Genomic DNA, 19006 nt, shown 5'->3' on the forward strand with positions numbered 1-19006 from the left:
GTACAAAAGAAGAAAAAAGAAAGGAAAAAAGCAAATGCCAATTGCATTTTCACCACGTGTCAGGACAAAAGAAAAACAATGGGGGTATACCCTTACGGATATACCTCCATCTTCTATTTGTCAATCAGTCTGTTTGCTTATTCTCCTGATCCGCGAACCAGCTGGATTTTGTGTATTGCAACTTTATTTCCCCTAATAGTAAGCGACTTTATTCCTAGTCCCTCTCTATTTTCTCTAAGCTCTAACAATTTTTGGCATATATTCTCATCAACAGCAATTTCAGCTACACCATCCCCTTCTGTCTCTATTGACTTGCTAAAAATTACAGCCTCACTACCTTGTGGTTCTGGCACTCCTTCAAAATATGCACCTTCAGAAGCACTAACGTAAGTAACTTTAATAATATCCCCTGATTTTAAAGAAGCAGGAACTCCCATCTTTAAAGTGCCATAGTCCAACCAACAATCACCATCACCCGCTATTCCTATCTCTTCTTGCTCAATCATATGGCACCATAGCAAATTAGAATAATTACTTTCTTCATCAGTATTCGGCACCAATTCAATGCGGTTTAATTGTAAAGACAATTCACCCCAATCCTTCTCAAAAATCATTTCACCATTATTTACAGCTACTTCATCACACATTGAAAGAGTCACAACATTTATCAAACTATGACTATTAATATCAAACGAACCTAAACTTCCATTAAAATGCATACGCAAAGTCCCTAACCACAATAACTCAGCTTGGGATTCACCGGTTACCCCTTCACCGAAATAGCATCGTAAAATGGCACCTGGAACAAAGAACTTCAATTGTTCATCACTAAGTTTAATACGCGCCATAATCGGCCTATAGCCTGCATTTTCTAATCCTTCCTCGCCAGCAATTCCGTTTCCGGCTGTTCCATCACCGGTCCAAAGCGTAATAGGGAAACCAATGTTTTCATTAGTATAAACCAAAACACTCGTCAGCATAATGCCTGAATCATTCGAAGACACATCAATGCCTGACGTATTATCCCCAGCAGCTATTAAGAGTGTACCAGAAGTTAACCCCTCCTGCAAAGTATAGTTTTTACCAGATATCGTAATAGTAGCATCATTTGCAGCATCTGTCCGTGTATATTTGAGGCTATAGACATCAGTTGCGTTCAGTTGTCCCCTAAAGTTTCCAAAATGGGAACCTTCTATCGTCAGTTCAGCAGGTTCACTCAATAACTGATAAGAAATCTTTCCCTGAATCTCAAAACTTTCTCCTTCACCAAATATCCATCCGCTGGCAACCTTTTCTTCCTCCCAGTCCTCAACATTGGCAGAAACAATGATTGTTTCGCCTGGTGAAACGGTTCCATCCGGATTGAGAGTAGCCGAAAATATGACTTTTTTCCCTGGGTCAAAAGCGTACATATCTACCGGACAAGGATAATCTACATCGTTATAAGTAATTGTAATCACTCTCCCTTGCGTTGCGGTAGAAGGCATTACGATTGTCTGATATTCCCCTTCTACATCGGGATTGCTTGCAAAATCCAATGTTGCATCGGCAGTACCGGTACCTTCCACCGTACCGTCAGCCAAATTCAACGTACCGCTTGTCTGCTGGTTGTTTATTTTTACCGTTGCACCGGACAAAAGGTTTCTGTTCTGATCATAAACCTGCATGACCACCTTTACCAGCTTGTGTGTAAAAGTCAAGCCGACATTCTTCGCACCGACTGTCACATCAGTCATTGAAGAATACATCACATCATTATCACTCAACGAAGCTCCCTCTCCTGTTGCAAGAGTAAATGAATAGATTCCATCAGCTACCGCATCAGCCTTATACGGATATACCCCTTTAAAATCTACAGTTTCCGCACTACCTGCAGCTCCCCAGGTCATCGGGTTTGTGGAAGTAAATCCACTTCCGTCCGCAGTGGTATACTGCACATTGGTGGCATTCCCTACAAAACCGCTTTCTGTATACATGGAAACACCGATTGCGTCACCGGCTTCAAAACTTGTGTCTGTCGCGCGTGACATTACAGACGAAGTGAAAGTGATTCCCTCGCCGGCAATCCCCTGCCGCAAGTCATCTTCTTCCGAACAGGCAGCAACCAACATCGCGGCCGCCAGCCCAAACAAAATTGTCTTTCTCATAAGAATTAAATGTTTAATGATTCAACAAATACATTAAAAAACTGCTTTTTATGATAATAACAAAATTACGGAATATTATTATATATGTACCGACTGATTCGTTTCAGGGACATGAGAGTTTGTTATGTAACATGATAAAATGTTACCGGATAATGTCCGTTTTGTTTCCTGCTTCCCCAATTCAACAATTGGAGCATCAAAGCGAAACATACGCCCCCTCATTTTCAATATCCATGCGATGGAGAATCTGTAGGAGGATACGGGAAAAAGACTATCTTTGCAGACGGGAGAACGATTGGAGCATCCGCAGCCGGAAATGCGGAGTATCTGCTAAAATAGTATCGACATAAACGGCAAATTCCCCCTTCGTACATTTGTATATTACAAACCAAAAATAGATAAGAATTTCATGAAAAACATTTCCAAATTCGCAGTGGTATTCATGCTATGTACAGGTGCTCTGCTACAGACCGGCTGCCAACAGCACACGGCAAGTCCCGCCATCCCTTCCGATCCACAAATCGAAGAAAGCATCAAGCAATGGCTGGACAAGATGACATTGGAAGAAAAAATCGGACAGATGTGCCAGATTACCATCGATGTAGTGACCGATTTCGGTGCCAGCCAAAAAAACGGATTCACGCTTGACAAGGCGAAACTCGACACCGTAATAGGCAAATACAAGGTAGGTTCCCTGCTGAACGTACCTTTGAGCGTGGCACAAACAAAAGAAAAATGGGCGGAAGCCATCAGGCAGATTCAGGAAGTATCAATGAAGGAAATCGGAATTCCCTGCATTTATGGCGTGGACCAGATTCACGGAACGACCTACACGCTGGACGGAACCATGTTTCCGCAGGGAGTGAACATGGCGGCCACATTCAACCGGGACCTCGTAAAACGGAGTGCGGAAATCTCTGCCTACGAGACCAAGGCCTGCAACATTCCGTGGAACTTCGCGCCGGTAGTCGATTTGGGAAGAGACCCGCGCTGGTCGCGCATGTGGGAGAACTTTGGCGAAGACTGCTATGTGAACGCCGAGATGGGCAAGGCAACTGTAGAAGGCTTCCAGGGGAACGACCCGAACCATATCGGGAAATACAACGTGGCGGCCTGCATGAAACACTACATGGGTTACGGAGTACCCGTTTCAGGAAAGGACCGTACGCCTTCATCCATCTCACGGAGCGACATGCGCGAAAAACATTTCGCCCCATTCCTTGCCGCTGTACGTGACGGAGCGTTGAGCGTAATGGTCAATTCGAGCGTGGACAATGGAATGCCTTTTCATGCGAATGAAGAGTTCCTCACCCAATGGCTGAAGAAAGACTTGAACTGGGACGGACTTATTGTGACCGACTGGGCGGACATCAACAACCTTTGTGTCCGCGACCATATCGCCGCCACAAAGAAGGAGGCCATTAAGATTGCCATCAATGCCGGAATAGACATGTCGATGGTGCCGTATGAACTGAGCTTCTGCGACTATTTGAAGGAATTGGTGGAAGAAGGTGAAGTGCCGATGAGCCGCATCGATGATGCGGTGTCACGTGTGTTGCGTCTGAAATACCGCCTCGGACTGTTCGAGCATCCTTACTGGGATGTGAAAGAATACGACAAATTCGGTTCGAAAGAATTTGCGGAAGTCGCACTGCAGGCAGCCGAAGAATCGGAAGTGCTGGTAAAGAACGAAGACAGCCTGCTCCCGCTCGCAAAAGGGAAACGAATCCTGCTTACCGGTCCGAACGCCAATTCGATGCGGTGCCTCAACGGAGGATGGTCGTACAGCTGGCAAGGACACCGTGCCGACGAATGTGCGCAAGCCTACAATACTATCTATGAATCACTGTGCAACAAATACGGGAAAGAGAACATCATCTATGAGCCGGGCGTAACCTATGCGCCCTATAAGAACGACAACTGGTGGGAAGAGAACACGCCGGAAATCGGGAAGGCCGTTGCCGCAGCAAGCCGTGCCGATGTAATTGTCGCTTGTGTAGGCGAAAACTCCTACTGCGAGACTCCGGGCAACCTGACCGACCTGAACCTTTCGTCCAATCAGCAGGAATTGGTGAAAGCATTGGCAAAGACCGGAAAGCCCATCGTTCTGATTCTCAACCAAGGCCGTCCCCGACTCATCAAGGATATCGAACCGCTTGCCAAGGCTATCGTGAACGTGATGCTTCCGGGAAACTACGGGGGCGATGCACTGGCAAACCTGCTCGCAGGAGACAGCAATTTCAGCGGAAAGATGCCGTTCACTTATCCGAAACACATCAATGCACTCGCCACATACGACTACAAGTCCTGCGAGAACATCGGTCAGATGAACGGGAACTACAACTATGATTCCGTGATGGACATCCAATGGCCGTTCGGATTCGGATTGAGTTACACTACTTATAAATATGCCAACCTGAAATTGGACAAGACAACTTTCAACGCCGACGATGAACTGACGTTCACGGTAGACGTGACCAATACTGGAAAGACGGCAGGAAAGGAAAGTGTGCTTCTGTTCTCGAAAGACCTTGTGGCAAGCAGTACGCCCGATAACATCCGCCTGCGCAACTTTGACAAGATTACGTTGCAACCGGGCGAGACTAAGACCGTCACGCTGAAACTGAAAGGAAGCGACATGGCTTTCGTAGGCTATGACGGCAAATGGAGACTGGAAGAGGGTGCCTTCAAGTTCAAGTGCGGTGACCTGTGGATTGACGCAAAGTGCAGCAACACCAAAATCTGGGAGACGCCAAACAAATAAACTTAATAAAAAGAAAACCTTTGAGGGCCAAGGGGATGTCAAAATAGAATCCCGCCATCAACAAGCAATGTCATCTTGAACGTATTGACAAAAAGAAAATGACATTTTATTCTGACATACCCGCTTACTGACTTTTATGGGTTGTGTGTATTCGGGGAAAAAACTGACATAAAAACGATCAGCCATCATCCGAATGCGCACAACTTTTTTAATTCATAGGCTATCTTAAAATATTCATTCAATAAAACGATAAAAATGAAAAGAAATCTATTCCTGTTTATAATGAGAATGCAGATGCGGAAAATCCTGTCATTAGCCGCCATTCTCAATCTAGCAATTCTTGCAGCATGGGGACAACAGAAATCCTGGACAGCCGACAATGGAAACGGGACCTTTACAAACCCTTTGTTCTACGATGAATTTTCGGACCCCGATATGATTCGGGTAAACGATACGTTCTATTTGGTAGGTACAACAATGCACTGCAATCCCGGTCTGGTTGTTCTGGAATCAAAGGATCTTGTCAACTGGGAGTTCTGCAGCTATGCATTCGACCGCATTCCGGTCGATGATTCCAGATTCCGGCTCGAAGGTGGAAAGGAAGCATACGGACAAGGCATCTGGGCGCCCTGCATCCGATATCATGAAGGAAAGTTCTACATATTCTCGAACATCAACGGAATCGGAATGCAGATTTTTGTTTCCGAAAATCCGAAAGGTCCATGGAAACACCACAATATGGGAGGGGCTACCCACGATGTATCCGTATTGTTTGACAATGGGAAAATATATGCGATTTACGGCTATGATGAGGTTCATTGCGTTGAAATCAAACCAGACCTGAGCGGTTTTGTGGAAGGCAGTGACCGTTGCATTATACCTCGTGGAAATGCTATGGGGGAGGGACATCACGCCTATAAGATTAACGGAAGGTATTACATTATCAGTGCTGACTATGCGCCTATGGGACGGATGATGTGTGCGCGTGCCGACAAATTGGAGGGCCCTTACGAGACACGCGTAATCAGTTGTCGGGAAACAATGGGAACCGAGCATTCCACGTGGATTACAAATGTACCGATGGACGGTGCCATGCCGGAAATGAAGAAATGGAAGATGGAAATCCGCAAGCCCAATGCGGACAATATGGGATGCGCGACACTTCATCAGGGAGGGATAATCCAGCTGGAGAACGGCGACTGGTGGGGCTTCTCCATGCTGGACTTCCTTGCAGTCGGACGCACCACTTGCCTTTCACCCGTAACATGGGTGGACGGATGGCCGTATTTCGGACTTGAAAACAACCTGGGACGCTCCCCGAGAACATGGTTCAAGCCCGATGTGTCAACGAAAGTCACGCCCCACGCCCCATACGTCCGCAGCGACAACTTCGACTCAGGGAAACTATTGCCCGTCTGGCAATGGAACCATCTCCCCGACGACAGCAAATGGGCCATAAAGAAAGGTAGGCTCCGCCTGCACACGATGCCTGCAAAAGACTTCTATTGGGCAAAGAACACCCTGACCCAACGGGGCATCGGTCCGGTTTCCGTCACTACCGTAACGCTGGACGCTTCTCACATGAAAGAAGGAGACATTGCCGGTCTCGGACTGCTGAACATTCCTTATGAGTGGATAGGTATCGCCATAAAGGCCAAAAAGCCCTGCTTGCACTACTATGATTTGGGTACGGACGAAACTATAGAAATGCCTCTGAACCAACCAAGAATGTTCCTGCGCATCACCGGCGACTTTGAACACGAATGGGCAGAATTCAGTTACAGCTTTGACGGCGTCAATTTCTGGAATATAGGAAAACGGTTACCGATACCATATCAAACCAAGATTTTTCAAGGTGCGAGATATGCACTGTTCGCATTCAATCGGCAAGGAAAAGAAGGCGGTTATGCTGAATTCGACGATTTCAATGTGGAAGAGCCTCTTGCCGACCGTAGCCGCAATATCCCGTTGGGCAAGACCGTCAGTTTCCTGAACCTCGGCAACAGACAATGGATGCAGGCAAACCCGCGCAAAATGGTCTATTCCGTATGGGAAGACATGAAAAAGCGCAACCCTTCCGACTGTATGTTTGAAGTGCAGGACAGAGGAAACGGGAAAGTCGTCCTCAAGGCCGTAAACGGGACAGGCTATATGGCCGTAGCCGGTTTGGGCATGTCCGGTGACCTGCGTCTGTCTTCAGTGGAAACGGAGGATTGCCTGTTCATGTGGCAGGACATGCTTCACGGACAATGTATGCTGATGTCATTGAAAACACATCGCTATGTAGGACTGGATCCTGCATCGGGCGAAGCCTATGCCGCCGACTGGCCGGGAACATCGGCAAGCCGGATGAACGGAACAGTATTCCTCTGGAAGGAAGTGAAAAGCAACGGCAAATGAAAAGGGGAAACGGAAGCCGGCATACATGAAAGACGACTGCCAAAGTCCGACATTTGTCTGGAGAAGGGGTGTGTCAAAATAGAAATGGCTTTTTATTTGACACACCCCCTTCTGTCCGATGCAAGTTCCGACTTACAGCAAGCACACGAAAAGGTACAACATACACGCAGTGATTCTAGAAGCTTGTTCCCTAGTCTTCAATATTCTTTGAAACGGGTATGAAAAGTTCCGGAAACATTCTATACATCCGAAAAAAACATTTAAACATCCTATCTTGAAAAAACAACACACCTCAAAAACATCCTGGCATCCGCTTCGGTGCAATTTTTCTTACATTTGCCTAAACAAAAAAAATAAACAGACAAAAAATCAGAAACGATTCAGTTAATCTTAAAAATGTTGTATCATGAAAAATGATTTTAGGACAAGACGAAAAAGTCTTTATCTGTGGTGCATTGCGTGGGCCTTATTTTTAATGGGTTCTGCCAATCCCACTTCCGCCAGTCCACTTCAGAACAGGACAGTAACGGGAACAGTTACATCTGGGACTGACGGCGAAGCCCTGATTGGGGTCAGTGTACAAATACAGGAAAGACCTGCAGTGGGAACAATCACTGATCTGGACGGGAAATATTCCATCCAGGCCCGTTCCAACGAAACACTGATTTTTTCCTACATCGGCTACCAAACCCAGAAAATCAAGGCGAACAAAACGATTGTCAACGTACAGTTGAAAGAGGATTCAAAAATATTGGATGAAGTAGTTGTAGTGGGTTACGGTACGATGAAAAAAAGTGACTTGACAGGTGCGGTGACTTCTATTAGCGAAGACGAAATCAAGCAATCGGTCGTCACCTCACTTGACCAGGCACTTCAAAGCCGTGCCGCTGGTGTATCCGTCACCCAGAACTCGGGAGCTCCGGGCGGAGGTATTTCCGTCAGCATCCGTGGTATCAACTCACTCAACGGAAACGAACCGCTCTACGTGGTGGACGGTGTCGCCATCTCTGGAAACAACAACACCAATTCGAGTGTCCTTTCAGCTATCAACCCGTCTGATATCGTATCTATAGAAATTCTGAAAGACGCTTCCGCCACAGCCATTTACGGCTCGCGTGCCTCAAACGGTGTCGTCCTCATCACTACCCGACAAGGCAAAGCGGGGAAGACGCAGATTTCATACGAAGGATACTATGGTCTGCAACAGCTTCCCAAACAGTTGGATGTGCTGAACCTACGCGAATATGCCGAATATTACAATATGCGCACGGCAATCATCGGATTTGGGGAACGTACCGAATTCCAGGATCTTTCCTTGCTGGGCGAGGGGACAAACTGGCAGGATGAAATTTTTCAGAATGCTTCGATGCATAACCATCAGATAAACATTTCGGGAGGAAACGACAATGCGAAGTACTCCATATCTGGCGGTTACCTGAAACAGGAAGGAATCGCCATCGGTTCCGACTTCGAACGCTTTTCCGCACGTGTTAACATCGACAACAAAATCACCAAATGGCTGTCTACTGGACTGAGGGCTTCCGTGGCAAAAACCATGCAACGCAACACCATTGACAACGGAAATATCATCCGCACGGCAATCCAACAATTTCCCGATACGCCGGTACGTAATCCGGACGGAACATGGGGAGCACAGGAAACTGATAATTTCGGCACACATTATATGAATCCGGTTGCAGAAGCTCTCCTGCGCGAGAACTATGACAAGGGGACACAAATGTACATCGACTTCTTTGCAGACCTCACACTTTGGAAGGGACTCGTGTTCCGTGCCGAATATGCCGCAAATTATTCCTACAGCAACAACTATTATTACCAGCCATTCTATGATTACGAATATTATCATCAGACTTCAGAAGGAAGACGCAGTGCCAACAACGGATCAAACTGGACACTCAAGACCTACCTTACTTACAGCGGGACATTCGGGAAGCACAATGTCTCGGCAATGGTCGGTCATGAAGCACAGGAAAATTCGTGGGAGAATCTTCAGGCAAGCCGCACGAACTACCTGTTCAACACGGTACACGAATTGAACATGGGCGATGCGACCACGGCAAAGAACAGCAGCGGCAGAGGTTCGTCCGCAATCGAATCCTATTACGGAAGATTCAACTACGGGTATGACGAACGCTATCTTGCCACATTCACACTCCGCGGCGACGGGTCGTCCACTTTCGGTCCCGCCAACCGTTGGGGCGTATTCCCGTCCGTAGCGTTGGCATGGAGAATTAACAACGAGAAATTCCTGAAAAACGTCAAATGGCTGAACAATCTGAAGCTCAGGGCCGGATGGGGACTGGTAGGCAATCAGTCGGCAAACAACTATGCATACGGAGTGACGATGGCGTCAGTGGCCAGTACTTGGGGTACGGGATTCTATGCAGGGAACTACCCGAACGACAAGCTTAAATGGGAGGAGACCAAAGCCTATAATGTCGGATTTGATTTGAACCTTTTTGACAACCGGGTGGAATTCATTTTCGACACTTATTTCAAGAACACAGACAATCTGCTGATGCAGGCCTCACTGCCTACCTATGTGAGCGGCATTATCACCTCGCCGTGGGTAAACGCAGGTGCCATGCAGAACAGAGGGGCTGAATTCACTCTGAATACGGTCAACATCTCAACCAAAGATTTCGTATGGCGCTCGGGGCTGACTATCTCTTTCAATAAGAACAAGATTACTAACCTGTATACGGAAACATCAAGCATGTCGGGAGTCTTGGACGGAACGCAGACATTGACCCTCTCTGTTGTAGGACAGCCGGTAGGGCAATTCTACGGCTACAAAGCCATCGGCATGTTCAAGACGGAAGACGACTTCTACCAAAGGGATAGGGATGGGAATTTCCTCCTCGACAGAAACGGAAGCCGAATTCCGGTCGCCATTCCGGAAAATAATCATATCACCCCCAACGAAACATGGATAGGTGACTTCATCTTCGAAGACCTGAACAAGGACGGAGTAATAAACGAACAGGACCGCACCTTCCTTGGAAATCCGGAACCCAAATTCTCCTACGGGTTCAACAATACGTTCACCTATAAAGGCTTCGACCTGAACATCTTCATTAACGGTGTCTATGGCAACAAGCTTATGAATCTTCTGCGCCAGGACTTTACCAACCCGATGGAAAACAGCAACCTGCTGAAGGAAGCTACAGGTATAGCCAAAGTGGAGGTGATTGACCCTGCGTCTCCTTCTGACGCAATCTGGAACGTGCGGCTGAGCAATCCGGAGTCTGCCACCGTACAGCGTCTCAGCACGACCAATGGTAATGATAACAACCGTATGAGTGACCGTTTCATAGAAGACGGATCCTATCTGCGCATCAAGAACATTTCGCTGGGCTATAGCTTCCCCAAGAAATGGATAAACAAATGGAAAATAGAGAACCTGAGAATCTATATGAATATCCAGAACGCCTTTACATTCACCAAATACAAAGGTTATGACCCGGAAATCGGAGCGTATAATTACAATGTACTCCTTCGGGGTGTAGACTATACACGCTATCCGTCACAACGGATTTATACCTTCGGACTGAACCTGAGCTTCTAACCACATAAAACTGCATAACAATGAAAAGTAAAATAATATCAGCATTGATTGTATTCGCAGGCATCTGCCTGCCGGGATGCAAGGACAGCTTTTTGGAGAGAACTCCTGAAAACTCATACACCGATGAGAACTTCTATGCCTCGGACGATGCTCTTGACGCGGCTATAGCTCCACTGTATAACAGGGCGTGGTTCGACTACAACAGCAGGCCAATCATGTATCTGGGCAGTACACGCGCCAATGATTTTTATAGTCCATACGCTTTCCCTGAATTTACGACATTCCAAGTGACTGCTTTAAGTGATGACCTGGCAAAAGCATGGAAATCATTCTATAGTGTAATTACTCTGGCAAACCAGGCCATAGACGATATAAACAACAAATGCACGGTAGACGTAAGCGAGAGCGCAAAGACAAGAGCCATTTCCGAAGCCCGGCTGATGAGGGCCTGCGCCTATTTCTATATGCTAAGAGCATGGGGACCTGTCATTATCATCGAGCATAATCAGGATGTGGTCGACAATCCGCTCCGTCCGCTGAACAGGGAAGAAGATGTGTTCCAGTTCATCATCAACGACCTGACCTATGCAGCGGAGAACTTGCCCGAAATGGGAAGCCAGTCGGGAAGAGCGACACGCTGGGCAGCCGAAGGGATGCTGGCAAAAGTTTATCTGGCACGTTCCGGATGGAAAAAAGGGGGACAACGCGATGAAGGTGATTTGGAACTTGCCAGACAATATGCAGCGGACGTTTGCGACAACAGTGGGCTTGAACTGCTCCCTAATTATGAAGACCTGTTCAAATACAGGTTCAACAACAACGAAGAGTCACTGCTCGCCATGCAATGGGTACCGCTGGGAGAATGGGGAGTACAAAATACTTTAATAGCTGAATTAGCTTTCAATTCGGAAGTAGTGGGAGGACTGGCCGGCTGGTCAAGTCTGCGTGGCAGCATTGACATGCTGCAGCAATATGAACTTGCGGACACTTTACGCCGCAATGCGACTTTCTTTACCAACGGAAGCTATTATCCCTATATATGTATCGCTGAAGGAGGATATACCTATACAAAAACAGAAGTGCCAATAAAAAAAGGTGTTCCGGGAGGTCCCGATGATGACAATGACGGATATGTAGCTGACATGAACTCACCGCTCAACACCTATATGCTGCGTCTGGCGGACGTGTATCTGACTTACGCTGAAGCATGTCTCGGAAACAACGAATCCTTGAATTCTGGTCCCGGACTGGAGTATTTCAACAAAGTACGCTACAGAGGATTCAACGGGAAAGGGACATGGGAAAAGTCTTCCATCACGCTCGATGACATTATCAAGGAACGGAGAATAGAGTTCTGTGCAGAATTCAGCAACTGGTATGACATGGTGTCATGGTACTGCTGGAAACCGGAAAAGATGCTGGACTATTTCAACAACAAGCAGTTGCGCGGATATACTACAGACGCCACCATAAAAGACAACAGAGGCTACTTGCATTTCGGACGCTATGACACTTCCGGAAATTTTCTGGAAGGAGAAGAATATTACAATGCTCCTACGGTGGAGATAAACATCACTGATGATGATATATTCCTACCTTATCCGGAATCCGATGTCATCCAGAACCCACTGCTGAGAGAAGATCCGGTACCTTATAAATTTAATGAATAAATCATGCACACATGAAAACACTTATCAAGAAAATCATTCACAAAGGATGGCCGGTTGTATTCCTGCTGGCGATTCTGACACTTTCTACCGTTGCGTCATGCAAGGATGATGACGGCGGGAACAATTTGCCTGTGATACACTATTTAAGATTGACCGACCCGGTTTTGGCAGACAGTACCTTTACGGATGTAGAACCGGGAACTATGCTGGCTGTCATAGGTGAGAACCTGGACGGTGTAATCGAAGTCTATATCAACAACCAGAAAATCAGCTTCAATTCCACCTATTCTACACCGACCAGCCTGATTATAACGGTTCCATACGATGAAGATTTCAAACTGACATCCACAAACCCTGAACTGCAGGCCGAACTGCGAATAGTCACAAACCACGGAACAGCCACGTTCCCGATGCACGTACTCTCACCGGGACCGAACATATTCCATGTCTCGGCATTCTATCCCATCGAACCGGGTGACAAAGTAACCTTAATGGGACAGAACTTCTATGAAATCAAGCGGATTTATTTCAGCAAGGACTCCGTTGAAGTGACCATGCCGATAACTGACTATCAGGTAAGCAACGACTACGAACAGATTACGTTCAATATGCCGGACAAACTAAAGGAAGGAGGATATATCTTTGTCGACTGCTATACTGACGAAGCAAGCATCGAATTTGTACCAACGGGACCGAAGCCGGCCATCACCGGAATCAGCTCCACGATGCCGATGCCCGGAACGGAAGTCACCATTGTAGGCAAGAATTTCATCAATGTATCAAAGGTCAACATAAATGGTGAGTTCGACATTCCAAAAGAAGACCTTGAAGTTTCCGAAGCCATGAACGCCATTACATTCACAATGCCGGAAGCTCCGGAGAATTCGGGAAAGATCAGCGTGGCCACTATTGGCGGAACTGCAGAATTGGAAGGATTCTATCCGCGGGAACACATCGTTCTCGACTTCGACAACAGAGGCAGCCGTAGTTGGGGCGATAACTCCGATACATGGACAACTGACGGAACAACCGATCCGTTTATTGCGGACAGAAACTATTCCGGTATAAAGGGAACAATCTCAGCCAATAACTCCTGGTGGGGACAAATTGTAACCACTACTTTCTGGCCTGGCAATGACATTATACCGGACAACACGCCGATTTCAGAATTGGAACTGCAGTTCGAATGCTATGTCACAAAACTATTTGACGGTCCGGTACTGGAAATCCAGATTGGAGGAAATTTCGACACTTCACTGAAAGATTATGTACCTGTAAGCTCATTCACTGGAAAAACAGAGACTGCGGAATGGATGCAATGCAGTATCCCATTGGAATCACTTGTGGCAGAAGCGACATGGAAGGAATTTACAAGTCGGGTCAACGAGTTGGGAATCTATGTAAGAAATCCGAGTAACAAAAACGATGTGTACGTTGAATTCTATGTGGACAACTTCCGCATCGTTCCTATCCAAAAAGAAAATTAATTTTTAAGCAAAGCAAATATGAAAACGAAAATAACATACCTTTTTCTGCTCCTTATGACAATGGTTCTTGGACTGCAGTCCTGTAAGGCCGACAAAGTGGACGGAGCGGTTTTCTCACTCAGCATTGACGGACAAGAATCGACAAGTATTACGTTCGGCTACGGACAGACTTTCGTCATGGCGAAGCTTTCCTCCAATGCGGGATGGAGCCTGTCAAGCGACCAATCCTGGTGTACCTTATCAAATGTATCAGGCAACCCGACTGACGAACAATACATTAAAATCGCGGTAGAAAGAAATACAACTGATGCGGAACGTACAGCAACCATAACCATGAACGCAGGTGGAAATATCCGCCAGTACACAGTCACTCAGACCTCAAAGAATGCGGAGACTTACCCTGTGGGAATGGAAAAGGATGCCATCGAAACCATCAAGTCCATACAGATGGGGATCAATCTGGGGAACACACTGGAAGCTCCAGGTGGAGAGGAAGCCTGGGGAGCCCCTCATACGACTCAAGCTATAATTGACCAAATGAAAGCATGGGGCTTCAATGCCATCCGTGTCCCCTGCTCATGGGACCAGTATTTGGAAGCTGACGGCATAACCATTAATCCAGATTGGATGAACAGAGTCAAAGAGGTGATAGACTACTGCATGAATGCAGATTTATATACAATATTAAATATCCATTGGGATCAAGGATGGATGGAAAATCATTGTGATGCATCCATGGAAACTCCTGAATCTATAGCCCAAATTGAATCAAAGGTCTATAATCTATGGACGCAGATAGCGACTACATTCAAAGACTATGACGGACGGTTGCTTTTTGCTGGAGCAAACGAGCCTGTAGTAGAAAGTCGTGAAGACATGGCAGTCCTCAACAGATACGAACAGGCGTTTGTGCATGCCGTCAGAAGAACCGGGGGAAACAACCTTTACCGCAATCTTGTCATCCAAGGACCGCGGACCGACATCAACAGAACAGACATGTGGATGGAACTGCCGGAAGATACGGTTTCTGCACGAATGATTATAGAAGTACATTTTTATGACCCGTTCCAATTCTGTCTGGATGACAATCCGAATAGCTGTACCTACTTTTGGGGAGAACCTTATGCTAAATACGGTCCTATCAATGAAGGTTCACAGGAGATGCATGTATGTGAACAATTCGAAAAAATGAAAAAGAAATTTGTGGACAAGGGAATACCTCTCGTATTGGGGGAATATAGTGCCATGTACCGTACGCACCCTGTTGATTCTCTCCAAGAGGTCTGCCATGAATCGGAAGGTTACTTCACAGGCTATGTTACGGAACAAGCCAAGAACAACGGACTGGCTCCTTTCTTATGGGATATACAAAATGGAGGACTATTTGACCGCAATAAGGGAAAAATACTGCTGCCGACTGTGTACAACCAGCTGAAAGAAGGAGCGGAAAGAGGACAATATCCATTCTAAGATAAATCTTAAACTCAAAGGCACAAAGACACATAGTCCTTCAAACTACTGTCTTGTAGACTGTGTACCGATGTGCCTTTGCCTTTTCACCAAAACAAGAACAAGACAACATGAAGAAATTGGCATTCTATTTGATTACACTATTGTTCCTGGCCACAGGGAGCAGCCTTGCACAAGGGTATAAAAATCCGGTCATTCCCGGATGCCATCCCGATCCGAGCATCTGTAAGGCAGGAGAGGACTATTATCTTGTGAATAGCTCATTCGAATATTTTCCGGGAATTCCCCTTTTCCACAGCAGGGACCTCGTGAACTGGGAACAGATTGGGCACGTGCTGAACCGGGAATCCCAACTGAGAATCAAAGGAGGAAACATGTGGGGCGGTATCTATGCACCCACTATCCGTTACAATGATGGTACTTTCTATATGATTACAACCAACACTTCAGACAGGGGAAACTTTCTGGTATATACCGATAATCCGTATGGAGAATGGTCAGACCCTGTCTGGATTAGGCAAGGAGGCATCGACCCTTCGCTTTATTTCGAAGACGGGCGCTGCTATATGGTGAGCAATCCCGATGGTGCCATCTGGCTTTGCGAAATCAATCCGAAGACAGGAGAGCAGCTTTCCGAATCGAAGCGTATATGGGGAGGAACAGGCGGACGCTATCCGGAAGGACCGCACATCTACAAACGGAACGGATGGTATTACCTGATGATAAGCGAAGGCGGAACGGAATACGGGCACAAGGTGACCATCGCCCGCAGTCGGAATATCGGAGGCCCGTATGAGAGCAATCCTGCCAATCCGATTTTGACTCATATCAACCAAAATGCAGAAAATAATCTGATACAAGGAGTTGGCCATGCCGATATGGTTCAAGCTCACGACGGTTCTTGGTGGCTGGTATGCCTTGGCTTCCGCACACAAAACGGACAGCACCATGTGTTAGGGCGTGAAACATTCCTGGCTCCTGTTACATGGAATGAAGATGGATGGCCTGTCGTAAACGGAGACGGTACCATCAATCTGGATATGAAAGATGTCAAGACACTTCCCCAAACCACCGTCAAAAACAGTCCGGACTGGGATTTCAACAATCCGCAGTTAGGAGCGGAATGGAACTGGATTGGCATCCCAGACAAAAAAAACTATTCGCTCACGGAGAAAAACGGATTTCTCCGGATTAAAGGAAGCGAAAAAAAACTGGATGACTACGGCTGTTCACCAACATTCGTGGGACGCAGACAGGAAGACATCGATTTCCAGGCCACCACAAGAATGCAGGCAAGAGGAAACGGAAACGCCGGAATGACTGTCTACCTTTGTCCTTCCGCCCACTATGACCTGTTCGTTTCCGAGAACAAGCTGAAGCTGCGCTACCGCCTGAGCGAACTCTGCTACGAAAAGGATATCTGCCAGGTGCCTGATGATTTCATTTATTTGAGAATCAAAGGAGATGCGGCCACATACACCCTGGCTTATTCTACAGACGGCACACATTACACTGAAGCAGGGCGTATGAATACTCGTTATTTGAGTACTGAGACCAACGGAGGGTTCACCGGTGTATATTTGGGACTTTTCGCCGAAGGGCAAGGATATGCGGACTTTGATAATTTTAAATATATGTCTATCGTCCCAGAAGTCTCTCCAAAACTGACTTCAAAAGATGCGAACCCGATATTGGATTTCATTTTTACAGCCGATCCGACGGCAATCGTTCACGACGGACGTCTATATGTTTATGGCACAAACGATCAGCAGCAATATGAGGCAGTAGGGCGTGACGGCAGAAATACGTATGAATACATTAAGACACTAGTCATGATGTCAACGGATGATATGGTGAATTGGACTTATCACGGTCTGATTAAGACAGACAGCATTGCTCCGTGGATTGTGGCATCATGGGCTCCATCCATCGTCAAGCGGAAAGAAAAAGATGGGAAGACACATTTCTATCTCTATTTTTCCAACGGTGGAGTTGGCACCGCTGTACTGACTTCAACTTCTCCAATTGGCCCGTGGTTCAGCCCGCTTAATAAAAGCCTTATCGATGGAAACAACCCCCAATTAGGGAACTGTAGGGTCCCTTTTGATCCTGGAGCCGTCATTGATAACAAAGGTATCGGGTGGTTGGCTGTCGGGGGGGCATGCGCGCGTATCATGCGATTAGGAAAGGATATGGTTAGCATTGACAGTTCAATAGTACCCATCTATGCTCCACATCATTTTGAAGCAAACGAACTGAATTTTATCAACGGAACTTATGTCTATACATACAATACCGACTGGCAGGATTACAGCGATTGGCCTTTCCCGACAGAGAAGCCAACTACTTGTTGCATGACATATATGACTAGCAAGAATCCGCTTGACAGTTGTAGCTGGGAATACCGCCACAATTATTTTAAAAATCCGGGAGATTATGGATTCGATTTCAGCAACAATCACACCCATTTGGAAAAATACTGTGGAAAATGGTATATATTTTACCACACGATGAGTCTGCAACACAGTTATAATACGGATGGAGGATTCCGTAACATTTGTGTAGACGAAATCAAGGTGGATGAAAAAAATCTTAATATCCACATGGGGAATCAGACGCTGAAAGGTGTAGAACAGATACGACCTATGAATCCGTTCATTGTTCAGCAGGCAGAAACCACAGCTGCCACACAGAATGTCAAATTTGTAAACGGGAAAAGAATTGGTGACATGCATGCCGTGACCGTTCCCAACAAGACAGGTATCATTGCCGTCAGAGGGGTAGCTTTCAGTAAAGTTCCTTCCAGTTTAGAAATTAAGGCATCTGGGAATGGAACCATAGATGTTCGTCGGAACAGTCCGGATGGAGAGGTTATCGCTTCAATTAAAGTTAGCAATTCGCAAATGAAATTCATCAAATCTGAAATTCAAACGAAGATGAAAGGCTTCGTAGACCTTTGTTTTGTTTTAAAAGGAAACAATCTCACATTTGATGAATGGCAATTTAAATGATGCTTCCCAAAAGAAATAAGGTTGTCTTCAAAGTTTTATAAAAAGCTGAGATTGATTTATTATAATCTATAAGTTTAACATAAAAATCTTCTGCTTGTAGTTCTATAAGTGATGTAAACAAAGGCTAAAGCAGGAGATTTTTTATTTTTAGGTTTCAATCTTATTTTTGAAATTTAATTTTGAATCTCATTCCTCTTTCCTTTCTCTTGAATCTGAATTTTTCTGCCATATTTTAGAGACGCTTAAATTTGGCTTAGACTTTTTAGCCGCTTTGCTTTCCTTAGATTTTCATGTTCTGCGTTAAAAAGCCTTCCTTTTCGGCCCAGGATGAGCGGGAAGAAACAAAAAGGAAGGTCTTTCATTCTAAGTTAACGTGAGTTCGAAATAGTAATAAATATATTTCAGTGATAATTAGAAACATAGCGATAAAAGTATTAAATTTATAGTGCTGAATTATAAGATTTAAAC

7 protein-coding genes and 2 pseudogenes are annotated in these 19006 nt (G+C 45.9%); 8 read left to right on the forward strand and 1 reads right to left on the reverse strand.

The window, feature by feature from the left end:
• Window positions 1-137: 137 nt before the first annotated feature.
• Entirely contained in the window at window positions 138-2147 is a 2010-nt protein-coding gene (locus OCV81_RS14840) for a fimbrillin family protein (RefSeq protein ID WP_148330730.1), read from the reverse strand.
• A 409-nt stretch (window positions 2148-2556) separates the two neighbouring features.
• Here OCV81_RS14840 and OCV81_RS14845 point away from each other — a divergent pair, with 409 nt between their 5' ends.
• The 8 genes and pseudogenes from OCV81_RS14845 to OCV81_RS14880 all read left to right on the forward strand — a co-directional run.
• The gene (locus OCV81_RS14845; RefSeq protein ID WP_022355145.1) at window positions 2557-4911 is read left to right on the forward strand and encodes a glycoside hydrolase family 3 N-terminal domain-containing protein; all 2355 of its coding nucleotides are present in this window, start codon (window positions 2557-2559) and stop codon (window positions 4909-4911) included.
• A 255-nt stretch (window positions 4912-5166) separates the two neighbouring features.
• Window positions 5167-7311, forward strand: coding sequence for a glycoside hydrolase family 43 protein (locus OCV81_RS14850; RefSeq protein ID WP_022052567.1), 2145 nt, complete (start codon window positions 5167-5169; stop codon window positions 7309-7311).
• Between the two features lie 406 nt (window positions 7312-7717).
• Window positions 7718-10900: a SusC/RagA family TonB-linked outer membrane protein gene (locus tag OCV81_RS14855; protein WP_022355147.1), complete on the forward strand. Its 3183-nt coding sequence runs from the start codon at window positions 7718-7720 to the stop codon at window positions 10898-10900.
• 20 nt (window positions 10901-10920) lie between these two features.
• Window positions 10921-12570 (forward strand): RagB/SusD family nutrient uptake outer membrane protein, encoded by a 1650-nt coding sequence (locus OCV81_RS14860; protein WP_022355148.1) that lies wholly within the window; start codon window positions 10921-10923, stop codon window positions 12568-12570.
• Between the two features lie 11 nt (window positions 12571-12581).
• Window positions 12582-14057, forward strand: coding sequence for a glycan-binding surface protein (locus OCV81_RS14865; RefSeq protein ID WP_022355149.1), 1476 nt, complete (start codon window positions 12582-12584; stop codon window positions 14055-14057).
• An 18-nt stretch (window positions 14058-14075) separates the two neighbouring features.
• Window positions 14076-15527, forward strand: coding sequence for a cellulase family glycosylhydrolase (locus OCV81_RS14870; protein ID WP_022355150.1), 1452 nt, complete (start codon window positions 14076-14078; stop codon window positions 15525-15527).
• Between the two features lie 110 nt (window positions 15528-15637).
• Window positions 15638-17161: pseudogene (locus tag OCV81_RS14875) on the forward strand (glycoside hydrolase family 43 protein); the annotation flags it as partial.
• Between the two features lie 60 nt (window positions 17162-17221).
• A pseudogene (locus OCV81_RS14880) lies at window positions 17222-18538 on the forward strand (glycoside hydrolase family 43 protein); the annotation flags it as partial.
• Window positions 18539-19006: the final 468 nt, after the last annotated feature.

It is taken from the genome of Phocaeicola fibrisolvens (assembly GCF_025567125.1).
In the GTDB taxonomy this organism is placed as follows: Bacteria; Bacteroidota; Bacteroidia; order Bacteroidales; family Bacteroidaceae; genus Phocaeicola; species Phocaeicola fibrisolvens.